The organism is Streptomyces sp. NPDC050147, from assembly GCF_040660195.1.
Taxonomy (GTDB): domain Bacteria; phylum Actinomycetota; class Actinomycetes; order Streptomycetales; family Streptomycetaceae; genus Streptomyces.
In genome coordinates this window covers 272,857-292,571 of the sequence record NZ_JBFALJ010000004.1, presented here as the reverse complement: position 1 = coordinate 292,571, position 19,715 = coordinate 272,857, and the positions used below count along the sequence as shown (strand labels likewise).

6 protein-coding genes are annotated in these 19,715 nt (G+C 72.0%); 1 reads left to right on the top strand and 5 read right to left on the bottom strand.

Annotation, left to right across the window (positions count from 1 at the left end):
* Nucleotides 1–22: 22 nt before the first annotated feature.
* The 5 genes from AB0I94_RS09890 to AB0I94_RS09870 all read right to left on the bottom strand — a co-directional run bounded on the left by AB0I94_RS09890 (nt 23) and on the right by AB0I94_RS09870 (nt 10,442).
* Entirely contained in the window at nt 23–1,858 is a 1,836-nt protein-coding gene (locus AB0I94_RS09890; RefSeq protein WP_363308956.1) for a hypothetical protein, read from the bottom strand.
* 61 nt (nt 1,859–1,919) lie between these two features.
* The gene (locus AB0I94_RS09885; protein WP_363308955.1) at nt 1,920–2,696 is read right to left on the bottom strand and encodes an alpha/beta fold hydrolase; all 777 of its coding nucleotides are present in this window, start codon (nt 2,694–2,696) and stop codon (nt 1,920–1,922) included.
* Nucleotides 2,693–6,082 (bottom strand): amino acid adenylation domain-containing protein, encoded by a 3,390-nt coding sequence (locus tag AB0I94_RS09880; RefSeq protein ID WP_363308954.1) that lies wholly within the window; start codon nt 6,080–6,082, stop codon nt 2,693–2,695. The genes AB0I94_RS09885 and AB0I94_RS09880 overlap by 4 nt, the downstream gene beginning before the upstream one ends.
* Nucleotides 6,083–6,150: 68 nt before the next feature.
* A complete protein-coding gene (locus AB0I94_RS09875; protein ID WP_363308953.1) occupies nt 6,151–9,129 on the bottom strand; it encodes a beta-ketoacyl synthase N-terminal-like domain-containing protein in 2,979 nt (992 codons plus the stop codon).
* A 101-nt stretch (nt 9,130–9,230) separates the two neighbouring features.
* Nucleotides 9,231–10,442, bottom strand: a complete 1,212-nt coding sequence (locus tag AB0I94_RS09870) for an SGNH/GDSL hydrolase family protein (RefSeq protein WP_363308951.1) — start codon at nt 10,440–10,442, stop codon at nt 9,231–9,233.
* A 379-nt stretch (nt 10,443–10,821) separates the two neighbouring features.
* Here AB0I94_RS09870 and AB0I94_RS09865 point away from each other — a divergent pair, with 379 nt between their 5' ends.
* Nucleotides 10,822–19,698 carry an SDR family NAD(P)-dependent oxidoreductase gene (locus tag AB0I94_RS09865; protein WP_363308950.1) on the top strand — a complete coding sequence of 2,959 codons (8,877 nt, stop codon included), beginning with the start codon at nt 10,822–10,824 and terminating at the stop codon, nt 19,696–19,698.
* The last annotated feature ends 17 nt before the right edge of the window (nt 19,699–19,715 follow it).

Below are 19,715 nucleotides of genomic sequence, written 5' to 3'. Positions count from 1 at the left end.
GGCGGCAGGCCCCGGCGGGAGATCAGTCGGACAGGGGCAGCCTGCAGATGTAGGTGCCCACATTGGCCCAGTGGGAGCGGGGCCCGTCGGGAATGTAGGAGTTCGCCATCCAGACGGCCAGGTCGCCCTCGGCCACCGCCGCCGTGTAGTCGCCCCACCGGCTGGTGCCCGGCGGGACGCCGTTGCCGGTGAACGCGGAGTAGCCGGTGAAGCCGTCCTGCGGTCCGGCCCCGGCCTTGGCGATGTGCACCGGGCCATGGGCCCCGTCCCGGTCGAACCGCACATACGCGGCGCTCGGGTGGTGGTCGGGGCCGCTGAGAGTGAACGTCATGGCCCCCTGCCCGCGCCCGTTCACGGCGATGGCCGGGTCGAACACGTGCTGCTTGTCGACGGCGAGGTAGCCCTGCCGGACGATCCGCGCGTCACGCACCCCGTCCGCGCCCGCCACGGAGACCACGAAGTAGGAGATCCCGAGCCGGGACCCGTCCGGCGCACCGTCCGGTGCGGCGATGAGGGTGTTCAGCGCGCCGAACAGCAGCCCGTCGTGCTCGGCGACCTGTGTCATCCACGGCGCCTTTCCGTCGAGCTTCTGCAGCGGGTCGTCCGCGCCGAGCTCGTCCCGCAACGGCGTCGGACCGCCCTTCTGCGCCACGCCGTAGAGGAAGGGCGCCCCCAACTCCCGCGCTGTGAGCACCTCATGATCGAGCGTCAGTTGTGGCTCGGGTCCGTCCAGCGTCTCGGTGCCCGACAGCGACCACACCACGACGCGGTTGTCCAGCGGCCGGGGGATGCCCTTGTGGTTCAACGGGCTGCCGCTGAGGAACAGCTGCGTTCCACCGCGCGGGCGTGTGGAAGCGGCCGGCTGGAGCCACCCCCAGTAGGGGAAGTCGGGGTCGTCCGTGGGGACGGTCGCCGTGTTGAAGTACGCGTACCTCGGGCTGTCGCCGTCCTCGGCCTCCAGCAGGGCCCGACGGCTGAGGGCGTACAGCTGTGAGCCCTTGTAGGGCGGCGCCGGCTCCACGTTCTCGGCGAGGTTCAGGCTGAGAAGGATGGCGTCCTGATTGCCGCCGAGCAGCGGATGGAAGCTGTAGCAGGCGTTCTGCGCCAACGGCGGGGTGCCGTACTTGCCGTCGCTGGTCGTGTCGACCGAGAACAACTTCCACTCCCCGGTGGGGTCCTGGGTGGCGCTCACGGCCAACAGGACGTAGCAGCGCGCGCTCCGGCTGCCGGGCCCGGGTGCCTCGATCTTGAGTACGGAGCAGAAGAAGCGCTCCCCGACCGGGTCGAAGTAGCACTTCGGGTCGGCCAGCATGTCGCCCGAGGCGTGGGGCCATGCCCGTTCCTCGTCCGGCAGGCTCGCCGGGAGCTGGCGGTAGAACTGGTTGAGGGAGGTGGGAGGCGTCAGTTGGCTTCCGTCGCTGTCGTAGACGGCGAGAGCGCAGTTGACGCTCTCCACCACGTAACCGTTGCCGACGGCCAGTGCCGGATCGGCCGGCTCCCAGCGGATCTGACGGCCGGCGTACCTGCCGGTGCCCGCCTCGTACGAGTCGTGGAAACTGAGGCCGTCGAAGCCGACGGCGTCCCCGGCCGAGGCGGACACGGGTGTGTCCGGCACGGTCGGCACCACGAGCCCGTCACGTGCCTGCGGGGACGTGGAGTGCTTGTACACCTTCTTGGTCGACTCCACCTGCTCGAAGGTCTTCCCCTCCGCCCCCTCGGTACGACGGGGCGCGAGGTCGTCCTCGCCCTGGTCCGCGGGGTGCTTCAGCAGGCGCGTCGTCCCCAGGAAGACCGCCCTGCCGAACCCCTGGGCCGGTGCCTCCTGTGGCCGCGCGTGTTCGCTGCCAGCCAACTCCATTGCAGATCCTTCCTCGTTGCACGGTCCATCGGGCTCCCCGAGAACCTTCGTCATCCGGGGTTCAGGCAGGTGCGGCGGCGATGGCCGCCAGCAGACGCCCGGGGTCCTCCCGCGGGAAGAAGTGACCGCCCGGCAGCATCCGCACCTCGCATCCGGTGCTTGAGTGCTCACCCCAGGCGGCGAGTTCCCGCGCGTCCACGCCGTCGTCCGACGCCCCGCCGTAGACCGAGATCGGCAGGTCGAGCGGCGGGCCCGGCCGGTGGCGGTACGTCCGCAGAACATCGAAGTCCGCCCGCAGCATGGGCAGGAAGGCCGCGAAGGCGGGGCTCTGCCGGATCTCCTCGGGCACACCGCCGACGTCCCTCAGATACGCCATCAGGTCGTCATCGGAGGGACCCACGCCCGCGAAGCGCCGCTCCACCAGCTGTGGCCCCGGGTGGCAGGCCACGTGGAGCCGGGACGGCACCGCCAGACCGGTGCGCAGCGACATCCGACACGCCTCGAAGGCGACGAGCGCGCCCATGCTGTGGCCGAACCAGGCGTGGGGCGCCTTCAGCCAGGGGCGAAGCCCGTCGAGGAGTTCGGGTACGAGGTCGTCGACATGCGTGGCCGGCTGCTCCCCGAAGCGGGTCTCCCGGCCCGGCAGTCGGACGGCGATCACTTCGATGTCCGGTGCCAGGGCAGTCGCCCACGGCCGGAACATGGCTGCCCCGGTGCCCGCGGGAGGCACACACAGCAGCCGGATCCGCGCTTCGGGTGCGGGATTCCAGCACACGCCCCACGCGCCCGCCGAGCCGGCGGGCGCCGGCTCCGTCCCGTCGCGCCGCACGCGCGTCACCGCCCGACGCTGTCGCGCAGCGCTTCGGCGAGTCCTGCGACGGTGGGGTTCTCGAAGATCCACCGCAGGACGTCCTCACCGGCGGCGGTGACCCCGACCTCGTCCCGCAGCGCACCGAGGATGAGCACGGCGTTCACGGAGTCGCCGCCGAGTTCGAAGAAGTTGTCCTCGACCCCGAAGTCCTCGCGGCCCAGCGTCCGGCTCCAGACGGTGAACAGCGCGCGCTCCAGGTCGTCCCGGGGCGCGAGGCGTTCGCGCTCCTCGCCGGAGCCGTCCCAGGGCGCGGGCAGCGCGGAGCGGTCGACCTTGCCGTTCGAGCTCTTCGGCAGCCGGTCCAGGGACAGGTAGTGGAGCGGGACCATGTATTCCGGCAGCGCCTCCTCCAGGGCGGCGCGCAGGGCGGCGGGCTCCGGCGGCGGTTCACCGGCCGAGGGGTCCGTGGCGGGCACGATGTAGGCGACCAGGTGACGGCGGCCGGTGAGCGGATTGGTGTCCACCCGTGCCACGGCCTCGCGCACGCCGGGCCGGCGCAGCAGCGCCGCCTCGATCTCGCCCAGCTCGATGCGATAGCCGTTGATCTTCACCTGGAAGTCGTTCCGTCCGAGGAACTCGATGTCGCCGCCGGGCAGATACCGGCCGACGTCCCCGGTGCGATAGAGGCGTTCACCGGTGACCGGGTGCCTGATGAACCGCTCCGCTGTGCGCTGCGGCTCGCCCCAGTACTCCTTGGCCACGCCGACGCCTCCGATGTAGATCTCCCCCACCGTCCACACGGGGCTCGGCATCAGTTCCGCGTCGTAGACGTGGAGCGTCTGTCGCGCCAAGGGCTTGCCGTAGGGGATGCGCACCCATTCCGGAGGGACCTTGCCGATGGGGTACGACACCGACCAGATGGACGCCTCGGTGGCTCCGCCCAGGCTGATCACCTCCGCGTCGGGGTACCAGGCGCGGATCGCGTCCGGCAGCGTCACGGGGATCCAGTCGCCGCTGAGCATGGCGAGGCGCAGCCTGCTTCCCTCCGGCGCGCCTTGCTGCCCGCGGTCGTCCACCCACGTCTGGAGGAGCGCGGGCACCGAGTTCCACACGGTGACGCCATGACGTGCCGTCAGATCGCTCCAGTGCGCGGGGTCGTGCACAAGACGTGGTGAGGGGACGACCACGGCTCCGCCCGCGGCCAGGATGCCGAAGACGTCGTACACCGACAGGTCGAAGCTGAGGGCCGACAGGGCGAGCACCCGGTCGGCAGGCCCGATACGGAAACGGGCGTTGATGTCCTGCACCGTGTTGGCCGCGCCGCGGTGGTCGATCACCACACCCTTCGGCTGCCCGGTCGAGCCGGACGTGAAGATGACGTACGCGAGGTCCTGCGGCCGGGGAGCCGTCTCCAGAGGGCCGGGGTCGGCAGTGCGCACCTCGTCGTCGGCGAGTGTCACCGCGGTGACGTCCATCGGCCACTCGAGCGCGTCGCGAAGCTCCGGCGTGGTGACGACCACCCGTACCCCGCACCGTTCCAGCAGGGACCGGCGCCGCGCGTCGGGCCAGCCGGGATCGAGCGGAAGGTAGGCGGCGCCGGAACAGGCGACCCCGAGCACGGCGGCGATCTGCTCGTACCCCTTTTCGAGGACCACGGCCACGAGGGTGTCCGTGGCGGCACCGAGCGCGGTGATCCGCCGGGCCAGGCGGTGGGCCTCCGCGATGAGTTGCGCGTACGTGAGCTGCCCGTCCTCGGCGATGACGGCGACCGCGTCCGGGCTGCGTACGGCCTGTTCCTCGACGACCTCGCTCAGCGTGCGGGCCGGTATCGGGGCGGCGGTGTCGTTGGCCGCGGCACGCTCCGCCTCCTGCCACGCGGGCAGCGCGATCGCCGAACCCGCCACGTCCCAGGCGTCCTCGTCCGCCGCCAGCCGCTCCAGCCATCCGCGGTAGGCGGCGAACATGTCGTCCAGCATCCTGTCGGGGAACAGTTCCTCGACGGCGTCCCAGTTCAGGAGCAGTTCACCGCGCTCCTCCGCGACGGTGTGGTCCAGCCACACCTGCGGTGTCTGGGAGATCGCGTGGACCAGCTCACCGAGAACCTCGTCCGTGGTGGCGATGCCGTCCGCCGCCGGGGAGGCACCGAGACGGCTGGTGAAGACGACGGGCATGATCGCGCCCGGCCTGCCGCCGAGCCTGCGGGCGCGTTCCCTGAGCACCTGCACGCCGCTGTAGGAGAGGTGCTCCAGATCCGCGAGGAGCTGGCGGTGCAGCCGCTGCGCGCGAGCACCGAACGAGCCGGCCTCCGGTGCGTCGGCGGCCAGCATCGTCAGTGACGTGAAGTCGCCGACCACGTCGTCGATGTGCGGGTGCAGCCGCGGCCGGTTGAACAGCGTCAGGTTGAGCGTCACCGCGGGCTGCCCGGTCCAGCGCCGGAGCACGTCGGCGAACGCGGTCATCAGAACCGCCGACGGCGTCAGGCCGCGGCGTCCCGCGATCCGCTTGACGGCGTCCCAGCGTTCCCGGGACAAGCGCGCGTCCCTGCGCCTGAACTGAGGCGCGGCGATCTGGGACGGCTGCGTCGCCAGCGGCAGGGCGGGCGGGGGCGGCAGCTCGTCCAGGCGGCCGAGCCAGTACTCCTCGGCACGCGCGTACGCGGTGTCCGTGCGCCGCGCCCGCTCGGTCAGCACGCAGTCGCGATAGGAGACCGGCAGCGGCTCGGGGGTCCAGTCCGGATCCTGGTAGCAGCGGCGCCAGTCCCGATAGACCGTCTCCAGGCTCCGCCCGTCCACGATCAGCATGTCGAAGCGCATGTGCAGCCGCGTGCGGCGGTCCGTCAGCCGTGAGGCGCGGACCTCGAAGAGGGGCCAGCGCCGGGCATCGAGGCCGTTGCCGCGTACTTCCCCGCGGATGCGCAGGAGTTCCGCCTCCTGAGCATCATGGCCGTGCCCGCGCAGGTCGGTCACGGCGATCTCGTACGGCGGGACCTCGGGCAGCACCCGCTGCGTACCGTCCTGCTCGACGACCGCGCGCAGCATGTCGTGCCGGCCGACGACCTTGCGCAGACTCATGGCCAGGCGCCCGATGTCCAGGTCGTCGCGCTCGGACTCGGCGTAGAAGTGCGTGGCGATTCCGCCCAGTTCGACCGAGGCGTTGCGGCCCATCCAGTACGCGTGCTGGACGTCGGTGAGGGGGAACGGGTCGAACCGCTCCTGCGGCCGAGCCACCAGGGGCGTCGGGCCGTCGGAGTCGACGCGCTCCAGGATGTACAGCAACTCGTCCCTGCTGTCCCGCAGTCGTCCCCGCAGCTCGTCGGTGAGGGATCCGGGCGGAGCCAGCACGTCCAGACGGCCGTCGGCCAGTCGCAGCCTGATCCCTCGTCGGTGCAGTTCGAGAAGCAGATCCTGCGCCATCGTCGACGTCCTCCTGTCGTCTGCTGCCGATTGCCCGCTCTGCGCCTGTCGGCGTCGCGACTCCCGGCTCACAGGGTCAGCACCTCGAACTCCGTGTCGCCGCCCGCCGCGTCGTCGTCGGCCATGACCACCACGCCCCTGGCGGCGAGCTGCACGCAGACCAGGCCGGCGACTTCCCCGGCCGTCGCGCCGCCGAGGATCCGGTCGAGGGGTACGTCGGCGCGCAGCTCCGTCTGCAACCACTCACGCAGCCGTACGGCCATCAGCGAGTCAAGGCCGGATTCGTTCAGCCGCGCCCCGTCGAAGGTCTGACGCAGGTCATCGCGTTCCTCCCCGGCCAGGCCGAGCAGACCGGCCGTGGCGGTGAACAGCTCGGCCAGCAGGGACCGCCGGGCCGCCGGCGGATCGTTCAGGGCAAGCCGGGCGACCTCCTCGGTGAACGCGGGGCCCACCTGCCCGAGCCCGGTCAGCGAACCGCCCCTGGCCCCGGTGGAGTCGCCCCGGCCGGAGCCCGTACGGCCACCGGCGGCCGGGCCCACGGGGTCCAGCCAGTAGCGCACGTGCTGGAACGGGTACGTGGGCAGGTCGACCGGCCGGGCTTCGGTGCCGTCGAACGCGGGCCGCCAGTCGACCGGGCCGTTGTGGACGTGAGCCTCCGCCACCAGACGGAGGAGAGCGAGCGGACGGGCGGCCCCTGCACGCAGGGCGACAGCCCGGTACGGGGCCGCGGCCGGGGGCGAGCCCAGGGCCTCGGCGAGCGCCGCGTCGGACCCCGCCCCCAGGCACAGGCCCACGCCTTGGTCGCGCAGCGCGTCACCGAGGGGCCGGGCGGGGTCCAGCGCCTGGGCCCAGTGGTCGGCGGAGAGAAGCTGCTCGTCGTCCGGCACCGTTCCCGTCCGGCCGGAGACGACCGGGACCGTCGGAGCGGCGAAGGCGGTCTTCCTTGCGGCCTCGGCCGGGTCCCCCTCCCCCAGATGCGCCGCCACCAGGGCGCAGGCGTCAGGGAGCGAAAGCACTCCGGCGGCGTGCGCGGCGGCGACCTCACCGACGCCGGTGCCGGCCACGTGGCCGGGGACCACCCCGAATGACTCAAGCAGGCGGAACAGGGCCACCTGCAGCGCGAATTGAGCGGCGTCGGCCCACTGTCCGCGACCGGCCGGTGCACCCGGGTCGTCGTCGCCGAGGGCCAGCGACCGCAGCGGCTTCCCGGCACGATGGCCTGCGTACGCGTCGAGTTCGGAGCACGCCTCGGTCAGCGCGTCGTCGAACACCCGGTGAGCGTCGGCCAGTTCGCGCCAGCCACCGAGCGGGAGGGAGCCCGAGCCCGCCCCGGACGGGCCGGGGAAGACCACGGCCGTTCCGCCGGTGAGGCGCGCACCGCTGATCAGGTGGTCGGAGCGCTCGCCCGCCATGACGGCGTCGAGCCCGGCCCTGAAGTCGTCGGTGCGCTCGCCGAGGAGGACGGCGCGGTGCCGGAAGACCGAGCGGGTGGTGGCAAGGGAGAGCCCCACGTCGGCCGGGGACAGTCCTGGTTCGGCATCGAGCAGCGCGGCCAGCTTCTGTGCCTGCTCCCGCAACGCCGCCGAGCCGCGGGCCGACAGCACCCATGGCAACGGCGTGCGGGCGTCGCGGGTGCCGTCCGGCGCGGAGGCCGCGGGCGGCTCGGCGAGGGGCGCCTGTTCGAGGATGACGTGCGCGTTGGTGCCGCTGGCACCGATCGCGGTGACTCCCGCCCGGCGGGGGCGGCCGGTGTCCGGCCACGGCATGGACTCGGTCAGCAGGGTGACCGCGCCCCCGGCCCAGTCCACGTGCGGTGTCGGCCGATCGACGTGCAGTGTCTTGGGCAGCCGGCCGTGGTGCATGGCCATCACCATCTTGATGGCGCCACCCACCCCGGCCGCGGCCGCGGCGTGGCCCACGTTGGACTTGTAGGAGCCCAGCAGCAGCGGTTCGGCGCGAGGCCGGTCCTGGCCGTAGGCGGCGATCAGCGCCTCGGCTTCCACCGGGTCCCCGAACAGCGACCCGCTGCCGTGCGCCTCGACGGCGTCCACCTGGTCAGGGGTCACCCGCGCGTCCGCCAACGCCCGTCGTATGACTTCCTGTTGGGCGAGACCGTTGGGCGCGGCCATGCCGTTGGTCGCGCCGTCCTGGCTGACCGCGGAGCCGCGCACGAGCGCCAGCACGCGGTGCCCGTTGCGGCGGGCGTCCGCCAGCCTCTCCACCAGCAGCACGCCCACGCCTTCGGCGAAACCCATGCCGTCGGCCGCCGCCGCGAAGGACTTGCACCGGCCGTCCCGGGCCAGGGCCTGCCGCCGGTGGAACTCGACGAAGACGGACGGGGTGGCCATGAAGGCCACTCCTCCGGCCAGTGCCAGTGTGCACTCGTCCTGTCGCAGCGCCTGGCACGCCAGATGCAGGGCGACGAGCGAGGAGGAGCAGGCGGTGTCGACGGTGAGCGCGGGGCCCTTCAGGTCAAGGACGTAGGACACCCGGCCGGATGCGGCATTGCTGACGCTGCCGGTCGGGAGGTAGTCCTCAAGGCCTTCCGGCGGGTCCTCGTACGCGCCGGGTGCGTACGGGCTGTGGGTGAGACCCAGGTAGACGCCGGTCCGGGTGCCGGCCAGGGTCGTCGGATCGATACGGGCGTGCTCGACGGCCTCCCACGACGACTCCAGGAGGAGCCGTTGCTGCGGGTCCATCGCCAGCGCCTCGCGAGGGCCGACACCGAAGAACGCGGCGTCGAATCCGGTGCCGTCGTGGAGGAATCCCCCTTGGCCCGGGGCGTCGCCCGCGAGCTCAGGACCGAGCGGGCCATCGGTGCGCCAGCCACGGTCGTCAGGAAATGCGGAGACCGCGTCGCGTTCTTCGATGACCAGACGCCACAGGTCGTCCGGCGACCGTATCTCTCCGGGGAATCGGCAGCTCATGCCGACGATCGCGATGGGATCGCGTTCGCGGGACTCCGCCTCCTCCAGCCGACGGCGGACGTCCTGCAATTCCGCCGTCGCCCTTCGCAGGTATCGACGCAGTATCTCCTCATCCGCCATCGGACGATCAACTCCTCATCCCCGCTGCTTGCGTTCCGCCCGGACGCCGTCGAAATCGGCGTCCGACGAAACCTGGTGATGTTCCGTCAGGTGTGCGGCCGTTATGTGAGCGCGCGGGCGACCGCCTCCGCCATCACCTGGTAACCGGCGTCATTGGGGTGCAGATGGTCACCGCTGTCGAGGGCGGGGGCGAGCCGGTCCTCGTCCCGGGGGTCAGCCATGACCTTGTCGAAATCGACCACGACGTCGTACTCGCCCGAGGTGCGGATCCACTTGTTCACCTCGTCCCGGATCAGCTCGCCCTCCTCCCGGAAGTAGGCCGCTCCCTCGTACGGCAGCAGGGTCCCCCCGGCCACGGTCAGCCCGTGGTTGCGTGCCTGCCGGATGATGGCGCGGTATCCCTCGATCAGGTCTTTCGCCGTGACGATCGGCGCCTCACCGATGCACGGGAGCGTGCCCCTGGAACCGATGTCGTTGATGCCTTCCTGCACCACCACGGCACGCAGTCCCGGCTTGGAGAGCACGTCCTGCGCGAACCGGTTCACCCCGCTCCGGCCGAGGCAGGGGCTGTCGCTCAGGAGCCGGTTGCCGCTGATCCCGAGGTTCAGCACACCCAGCCGCCTGCGCTTCTCGGCCAGTTCGTCGGGGTAACGGTTGTTGTGGCCGACCGTGGAGCCGTAACCATCCGTGATCGAGTCGCCGAACGCGGCCACCGCGCCCACATGCCGGGACTTCGGCAGGACGTCCACCCCGGCGAGGTAGTACCAGGAACGTGTGGTCTCACCGAAGGCGGCACCATCGACATCGGCGCGATGGTCACCCGCGGCGCGGTAGCTCGTCGCGCCCGCCCACGAGTGGTAGGTGGCCGGACCCGACTTCTCCGCCAGGTACGCCGTCACGGTCAGTGACTCCAGGGACTTCACGCGCAGCGGGACCGCGTCGCTCACCAGCTCCTCGCCGGGCGGCACGGTGACCGCGGTCGCCCCGTCGAACGTGAGGCGGCGCAGTGTGCCGGGGCGGATCTCCGCTCCCTCACCGCTGCGCGCGACCGTCACGCCGGTCAGCCTCAACGGCACCTTGCCGAAGGCGTTGGACAGCTGCAGCCTGACCGCTTCTCCGCCGGCACTGATGCGGACGACCTGGCGCAGCGTCTGGTCCTCGAATCCCTCTTCCGACCAGTTGGGCCCGAGCCCCGGGCTCGGCTGCGTGAGCGCCGTCGCCCAGGTGCCGACCCACCGCTGCGACGGATCGGCGGCCCCTGCCGGTGCCGCCGACGGCAACGCCAGCGCGACGCCGACCAGCCCTGCCAGCAAGAGGCGGACGCTCCGGCGGAATCCGGCACCGCGCGCCCCGCGACGTCGCGACACCACCGCCGACAACCTTTGAATGAAATCAACGGTAATTGTTCTTCTCCTCCGTCGGCTGTGCTGCCCGCGACCAGGCCATCAGCATTTTCTTGCACGCCATCGTGCGTCATACTCAGACAGCGCCGCAGCATGCTTCAACCCCTACCTGCCCCAACGCCGAACAGGGATTTCTTAGGGGCAGGCGGTTAGGGGTCAACTAGGGGCTGACGTCGACCTTGCGTGTCGTAGCATTCATGCTTCGAAAGGCTGCGCCATATCGGAAAGCGCGCCCGCGGCCCCAATTTTCCCTTGAATTCACGCCCTCGGCTCTTCCCTTTCTTCCGTCATGGAATCGATCGGAGTGGCACAGCAGATGAAGGCTGATTCCGGCCGGGTGGACCATCCCGGGCCCGTGGACTCCCATTCCGTTCCCATCGCCGTCGTGGGGACGGGGTGCCGCTTTCCCGGAGGTGTGCGCGACCTGGAGTCCCTCGGACGCCTGCTCACGTCGGGAAGCGACGCGGTCGGCGAGGTGCCACCGGACCGCTGGGGGCGCGAGTTCCACGACGCGGACTCCGGCGTGGGAACCGTGGTCAATCGCCGCGGGGCCTTCCTGGACGACATCGACCGCTTCGACGCGGCGTACTTCGGGATCTCGCCCCGTGAGGCGCGTTTCGTCGACCCTCAGCACCGCCTCCTGCTGGAGGTGGCCTGCGAGGCCATGTTCGACGTGGGGCTGCCCCGCGCGGAGTGGCGGGGTTCGCGCACCGCGGTCTTCATCGGGATGCTCACCACCGACTACAGCCTGCTGCACACCAAGACGCTGGGCACCAAGGGCATCGGCAACCACTACGCCGTCGGCATCGAACCGAGCTTCGCGGCCGGGCGTCTTGCGTACGCGTTCGATCTGCACGGCCCGACCGCCACGCTGCACGCCGCCTGTTCCTCCTCCCTCCTCGCCGTGCACCAGGCGTGCCAGAGCCTGCGGTCCGGGGACTGCGACGCGGCCGTCGTCGGCGGCGTGAACCTGCTCCTCGCCCCTGACATCAGTGTCTTCATGAGCAACATCGGGGCGATGTCGCAGTCCGGCCGGTGCCGTCCGTTCGACCGGGACGCCGATGGGTTCGTGCGCGGCGAGGGGTGCGGCGTGGTCGTCGTGAAGCGGCTCTCCGACGCCCTGGCCGCGGGTGACCGGGTCTACGGCGTGATCCGTGGTTCGGCGGTCAACAACAACGGCAGCAGCCTGGGCCTCACGTTCCCCAACGCCAGGGCTCAGGAAGATCTGCTGCACACGGCGTTGGACCGGGCGGGCCTTGGCGCGGACGAGGTGGACTACGTCGAGGCCCACGGCACCGCGACACAACTCGGCGACATGATCGAGTTGCAGACGCTGAGCGACGTGTACGGCGCCGGGCGCCGGAACGCTCCCGCGCTGAACGTCGGCTCCCACAAGGCGGTCTTCGGGCACATGGACGCGGCCGCGGGCATCGCGGGGCTGATGAAGACGCTCTGGATCGTCAACTCCGGCCGCGCTCCGGGCCAAGTGAACCTGGAGGTGCTCAACCCCACGGTGGACTGGCAGGACGGTGGCATCACCGTGACCACCACGGGGGCCGAACTGCCCGTGGGCGAAAGGCCGTTGAGGGCGGGCGTAAGCGCCTTCGGTCTGAGCGGGACGAACGTCCATGTGATCGTCGAGGCGCCGCAGCCGTCGCGGACACCGGACGCAGACGCGCCCCCCACCGAACCGTCCGTGCTGCTCGCCTCGGCCTTCCACCAGGAAGGGCTCGCCGAACAGGTGAGCCGCTACCGGGAGCGCGTGGCCGAGGCCGAGGACGGTGGCTACCTGAACGACCTGCTCTCCTCTGCGGCGGTCCGGCGTACCCATGAACGCCACCGCTACGCCGCCGTCGTCGGCAGCCCGCGGGAGCTGCCCGCGTCGCTCGGCGACCCCAGCGACCCGCCGGACGGCGCGTATGTGGGGACGGTGCCCGACCTCAGCAGCGTGCCGTCGCCGGTCTTCGTGTACTCGGGCGTGGGCAGCCAGTGGCCCGGCATGGCGACCGACCTCTACGCGTCCGATCCCGCGGTCAGGGACGCACTCGACGCGTGCGACGCGCTGATCCGGGCCGATGCTTCCTGGTCCCTCCTCGACGAGTTGCGCCGGCCCGCGGACGGCAGTCGGCTGCACCGCATCGAGATCCTGCAACCCGCGGTGTTCGCCGTGCAGGTGGCGCTCAGCCGCTGGCTCGACGCCCACGGCGTCACTCCCGCGGCGGTCGTGGGACACAGCCTCGGGGAGATCGCGGCCGCCCAAGTGGCGGGCTGCCTCTCGCTCCCGGACGCGGTACGGCTCGTGGTGCGGCGGGCGGCGTTCATCGCGGACACCTCGGGCACCGGCGGCATGTACGCCGTGGCCGCGGACCGGGTAACCGTCGAGCACGCGCTGGCCGCGCTGGGATCACCGGTGGGCATCGCCGCGGTGAACGGCCCCGGCTCCGTGGTGATCAGCGGGCTCACCACGGACGTCGAGGAGGCGGCACAGGCGCTGACGGCCGCCGGACACCGCTGCAAGCGGGTACGGGTCGACGTGCCTCTGCACAGCCCGGCGATGGCCCCGGGCGCTGCTCAACTGCGCGCGGCCATGGCTGACCTGGAGCCCGGTGCTCCCTCCGTGCGCCTTCTGTCCACCGTCGACGCCGAGCACGAGACTATGCCCCGGGACGCGGCCTACTGGGAGCGCAACCTCACCGACCCGGTTCTCCTGTGGCCCGCGATCGACCGGCTGCTGGCCGAGGACGACGCCGCCCTGGTGGAGGTCAGCCCGCACCCGTTGCTGCTCCCACCGCTGGGCGAGGCCATGCGTAGCCGCGAGCGGCGCGGCCCGGTGCTCGGCCTGCTGCGGCGCGACACCCCGGGGCCCGTGGCCGCGCACCGGGCGCTGGCCCAACTGCACGTCGCCGGTGTGGAAGTCGACTGGGAGAAGGTGACGGGGCGTCCGCGGCGGTATCGCTCCCTGCCGGTGCCGTCCTGGGGCGGCGGCCGGCACTGGCTCCCCGGGGTGAGCCGGGGGCAGCAGACGGGCGCCGACGGCCATGCCGCGCACCCGGCCGCGGCACCGCCCGCGAGCATCCGGCTCAGTCTGCTCGACTCGGACGGTCAGGTCACGGGCGAGATGGTCGCCCACCCCGCGGACGCGACGGCCCCGGCCGCAGTGGCGGGCGGCTCCACGGCGCCGACGGCCCCGACCGCCGTGACAGGCACGCCCACCATGCCGACGCCACCGCCAGGCGGCCCGGCGCCCTCACCCGCCGGACACGCCGCGGTCCCGGCCGCGCGGCGAGCGCCCACCGGGCTGCCGGGCGACATCGAGGCCCTGGTGCGGGACGTGCTCGGGCTGCCCGCCGACCAGCCGCTGGCCCGACGGCGCGGTCTGTTCGAGCAGGGAATGGACTCGGCGTCCGCGACGGAGTTGCGGGTCCGTCTGGAGTCCGAGTTCGGTGTGGAACTTCCCGCCACGATTGTGTTCGAACACCCGACGGTCGTCGCCCTGGCCGAGTACCTGGCAGCGGCCGTGCCCGCTCCCCCCGTTCCCCCTGCTCCGTCAGCTCCCTGCGCTGAAGTGCCCGCCCCGCGGGCGACCGGCGCCGACCGGGACGGGGAACCCGACGAGGGGCACGCCTTCGCCGACGCCTTCGCGGTCATCGGGATCTCCTGCAGGTTCCCACAGGCCTCGTCCGCCGAGGAGTTCTGGTCCCTGCTCCTGGACGGCCGCGACACGGTGACAAAGCCGCCGGCCGGCCGGCGCAGCGACCCCGTGTGGCACGAGGCTCCCCCGTCGTTCCCGGCCAACGGCTGCTACCTGGACGACATATCCGGCTTCGACGCCCCCTTCTTCCGCATCTCCCCCCGCGAGGCGAAGTCCCTCGACCCCCAGCAGCGGCTCTTCCTGGAGACGTGCTGGGAAGCGCTGGAGGACGCCGGCTGCCCCGCACACCGGTTGAAGGACCGGCCCGTGGGCGTCTACGCGGCCCTGACCGACGCGGACTACCGGCAGCTGCTGGCCCGCGATCTGGACAACGTGGACGTCTACTACGGGACGGGAACGTCCTTCTCGACCATGACAGGGCGCCTGTCGTACTTCCTGGGGCTCACCGGGCCGAGCCTGGTCGTGGACACGGCCTGCTCGTCTTCCCTGACCGCCGTGCACCTGGCCTGTCAGGCTCTCAGGTCCGGCGACTGCGAGATGGCCGTCGTGGGCAGCGCGAGCACCATCGCGGCACCGAATCCGCTGCTCTCCTCGATGGGTGTGGACGGAGGCCTCTCCTCGGACGGCCACAGCAGGGCGTTCGACGAGAACGGCGACGGGTTCGGATTCGGCGAAGGCACGGCGGCCGTGATCCTCAAGCCGCTGGCGGCAGCCATGCGGGACGGGGACCGCGTCTACGCCACCATCCGCGGCACCGCCCTCAACCAGGACGGCGCCAGCGGCGGACTCACGGTGCCCAACGGCGCTTCGCAGACCGCGGTGGTCCGCCAGGCACTCGACCGGGCCGGATGGGCGCCGCACGACGTGGACTACGTCGAGGCGCACGGCACCGGCACTCCGCTGGGCGATCCCATCGAGGCGCGCGCACTCGCACGATCGCTGGGCGACGGCCGTACGGAGCGGCAGCCGCTGCTCATCGGATCGGTGAAGGCCAACATCGGCCATCTCGGGGCCGCGGCGGGCATGGCCGGGCTGCTCAAGGTCATCCTCTCCCTGCGGCACCGCGAGTTGCCCCCGCACGTCGTCGAGCGTCCCTCGTCCCGCATCGACTGGGAGCGGCTGCCCCTCGCCCTGGTGAGGGAACGTCAGGACTGGCCGGACACCGGGCGCCCGGGACGGGCCGGCGTGAGCGCCTTCGGCTTCAGCGGTACCAACGCCCACGTACTCCTGGAGGAGTTCACACCACAGGCCGGCTCTCCCGCGCCGGAGCCGAGCGGACAGTCCTACGTCCTGCCGGTCTCCGCCGGTACGGCGACCGCGCTGCGGACGGTGGCCCGGCGTCTGGCGGGGGTGCTGCGCAGTCGGCCCGAGGAACTGGCCGACGTGGTCTTCACCGCGACCCATCGCCGCTCCTGGCTCGACCACAGGCTGGCCGTGGTGGGGCCCGACGCCGCCGAGTTGGCCGCGGCCCTGGAGGAGGCAGCCGAGGGCGGCACGCCCGCGAGGGCCCGCTTCGGGCGCCCCGCCGCCGACGAACGCCGGGCGTTGGCTTTCTGCTTCGGGGTCGAGCCGCCCTCCGCCGAGGTCAGGGAGCGCCTGGCAGCGGCCGGTCCGGCGTACGAAGAGGCCCTTGAGACCTGCGCCGTCGAGCTGTCCCGTCTCACGGACGTCCCGCTCGACCTGAGCGCTGCTCCACCGGCCGGCCGGGAGGCGGTGTTCACCTTCTGCCACCAGGTGGCGGCCACGAAGACCTGGGCCGCGGCCGGGATCGTGCCGCAGGCCGTCGTCGGCGAGGGCAGCGCCGAGGCCGCCGGATGGGCATCGGGCCGACTGACGCTCGCCGAAGCCCTGCACACCCTGCTGAACGGCACCACGGACACGGCCTGGGCGGACCGGCCCGGGGACATCCCGCTGCACCGCATGACCGGCGACTTGGCGCAGACCACGGCTCAACTCACCGAAGCCGGAGTGGATACGGCACTCGACGTCATGCTCGGCTCACAGCCCCTCGACGGCCGCCTCGCGATCACGGCTGACGCGGGGCAGGAGCCGCGCGACCTCCCCGACACCGTGGCCGCACTCTTCGTCACGGGCCACCAGCCCGTGGCCCCCGAGTCCTCACGACACCGGCCCACCGACCTGCCGGGCTATCCGTGGGAGCACCGGCCCTACTGGTACCGCACTTCCGCCGTGGCGAACGCCCTGCCGACCTGGTTGCTGTCGGGCGAGTCCGCGGGCGGCCTTCGGGACCAGGCCGAGCGCTTGCGGTCATGGATGTCGGACCAGCCGGACGCGGACGTCATGGAGGTGGCCCGGGGCCTGACCGGACGGACCGCGGCGCGCCACCGCCTGGCCGTCGTGGGCGCCGACCGCAAGCAACTGCTCGCCGGCCTGGAGGCGTTCGAAACAGGAAGGCCGGTCGCCGAGGTGGTGCGGGGGTCGGCCGGTGGTGGCGGTGGTGTGGTGTGGGTGTTTCCTGGTCAGGGGTGGCATTGGGTGGGGATGGGGCGGGAGCTGCTGGACGGTTCTGCGGTGTTTGCGCGGGTGGTGGGTGAGGTGTCGGCGTTGGTGGAGGGGGAGGCGGGGTGGTCGGTGCTTGATGTGTTGCGGGGGGTGGAGGGTGCTCCGCGGTGGGATCGGGTGGATGTGGTGCAGCCGGTGTGTTTCGCGGTGATGGTGGGGCTGGCGCGGATGTGGGAGTCGGTGGGGGTGTTGCCCGCTGCGGTGGTGGGTCATTCCCAGGGGGAGATCGCGGCGGCACATGTGGCCGGGGTGCTGTCCCTGCCCGACGCCGTACGCGTCGTGGTGGGACGCTCCACCGCGGTACGGCAGATCGCCGGTCAGGGCACAGCTCTGTCCGTCACCGCCGCCGTCGGTGAAGTGACCGAGTGGCTGAAGGAAGTGGGCGGCGGGCGGCTGACCGTGGCGGCGGTCAACGGACCGAGGGCCACCACGGTCACGGGAGACCCGCAGGCCGTCGACGCGTTGCTGGCCCACTGCCGGGAACAGCGCGTGCGGGCATGGCGACTCGAAGCGCAGTACGCAGGGCACGGCCCGCAGGTCGAACAGCTGCAGGACACGCTCCTGGACGGACTGCGCGGCCTGTCCCCCGCCGCCGGACGGTTCCCGCTGTGGTCCACCGTCACCGGGGCCCGGCTGGAGGACGGCCGGTCGCTCGACGCGGCCTACTGGTACGCCAACCTGCGCCGGCCCGTCCTGTTCGACCAGGCCGTACGCGACCTGCTCGACCAGGGCTTCGGCACCTTCGTCGAGGTCAGCGCCCACCCGGTACTGACCCCAGCCATCGAGGACCGCATCCAGGAGGCCGGGGTCGAGGCCCACACCGTCTCCACCCTCCTGCGCAACCACGGCAGTCCCAGGCGCTTCCACATCGCCTGTGCCCAGGCCTGGGCACACGGCGTGCCCGTCGACTGGTCACGCCTCCATCCCCCGGGCCCCGCGACAGAGCCACCCCTGGACGCCGCCACACCGCAGAGCGTCGAGGACGCGATGACGGGACGGTTCTGGGACGCCGTAGCGGGACAGGACGTCAACGAGGTGGCAGCCGCCCTGGAGATGGCGGGCGACGACCGGGCCAGGGCATCGCTGCGCGACGTGCTGCCGGCTCTCTCCGCCTGGCGTCGTCGGCAGCGGCAGAGTGCCGCCATGGCGAACTGGCGTTACGACGTCTCCTGGAAGCCCGTTGACGCCTCCCCTCCCCCGGCCCTTTCCGGCACCTGGCTGGTACTGACCCCCCGGACGCCCGCCCCTGACTCGCCGGTCCGGCGGGCCGCCGGTCTCGTGCTGCGCGCCCTCGCCGAACACGGCGCCGCCGCGCGGGAGATCGTCTGCGACATGGGCGGCGACCCCCCGGACCTTCCGGTCGACCGCGACCCCGCGGGGATCGTGTCACTGCTGGCCCTCGACGAGGCTCCGCACCCCGAACACCCCGACATACCCACGGGGTTGAGGGCGACCACCCAGCTCTTGCAGGACCTGCACGAGACCCGTCCCGACGTCCCCCTGTGGGTGGTGACCACGGGAGCCGTCACCACGGACACCTCGGCCGATCCCCTCTCCCATCCGCTCCAGGCCCTGACGACCGGACTGCTCCGCACCGCCCTGCTGGAGCAGCCGCACCCTGTCGTCCACCTCGATCTGCCGACCGGCCCGGAGGCCGGGGGCAGCACGGCCCGGCTCGCCACCGCGCTGGCCCACCATGCGGACGAGACACAGATCGCCGTCCGGCCCCACGGTGTCTTCGTGGCACGCCTGTCACGCTGCCCGGTCCCCGCCTCCGCGGGCGCCGTCTCCGCGTCGACATGGAAGCCCACCGGCACCACCCTCATCACCGGCGGCAGCGGCACGGTGGCCGCCCACACCGCTCGTTGGCTGGCCCGGCGGGGCGCACCCCACCTGATGCTGCTCTCCCGCTCCGGTCCCGACGCGCCGAACGCCGACGCCCTCAGCGCCGAACTCGAAGAACTCGGCACGCGTGTCACGGTCGCCAGGTGCGACATCACCGACGACGAGGAGATCGCCGCCGCCCTCACCCTCGTCCCGGCCGACCAGCCCCTCACCGCGGTGTTCCACACCGCCTGCGTCATCGACGACGGTCTGCTGAGCGGTATGCCTCCCGAGCAGATGGCGCGCGTGCTCGGCCCGAAGGTGCGCGGCACCCTGAACCTGCACCACGCCACGCGGAGTCTCGACCTGTCGGCGTTCGTACTCTTCTCCTCCGGGGCGAACCTGCTGCCCAACATCGGCCAGGGCAGCTATGCCGCCTCCAACGCCTACCTGGACGCCTTCGCCCACCATCGCCGCGCCGCCGACCTGCCCGCCACCTCCATCGCCTGGGGTGCCTGGGGCGGCGGCGGTGGGGCGAAGACGGACGACCCCGGCACCTGGCTGAACCGCAACGGCATCCAGCCCATGAGCCCCGAGTCCGCGATCGCGGTGATGGAACAGGCGCTGGTCCAGGACGAGACCTTCGTCATGGTGGCGGACGTCGACTGGGCACAGTTCATCGAGGCGTCCAGCACCGACCGGCTGAACCCGCTGGTCGCCGACATCTCCGAGGTGGCCGCCCACCGCGGCACCGCGAGCACCGCCTCCCCCGGCACCGACGCACCGGAGTCCGCGGTGCTGCGACAGCTGCGGGCCCTGCCCGAAGAGCGCAGGGACGCCGAACTCCTCGACCTGGTGTGCTCCCACGCGGCCAAGGTGCTCGGCCACCCGGACGCCACGGGCATCACCCCCGACAAGCCGTTCCGCGACCTGGGCTTCGACTCCGTCACCGGCCTGGAATTCCGGAACCACCTCGCCACCCTGTTCGGCGTACGCCTACCTCCGACCCTGGTCTTCGACTACCCCACCCCCAGCCAACTTGTGAAGAAGCTCATGACGCGGCTGGGCACACCGGTCACCGCCGGGGCCGGTGAGGAGCAGCGCAGCAGCCTCGACGCCATGGGCGTCGAGGAGTTGCTGCAGATCGCCCGCAGTCAGAGTTCGTGATCCGACTTATCGGAAGT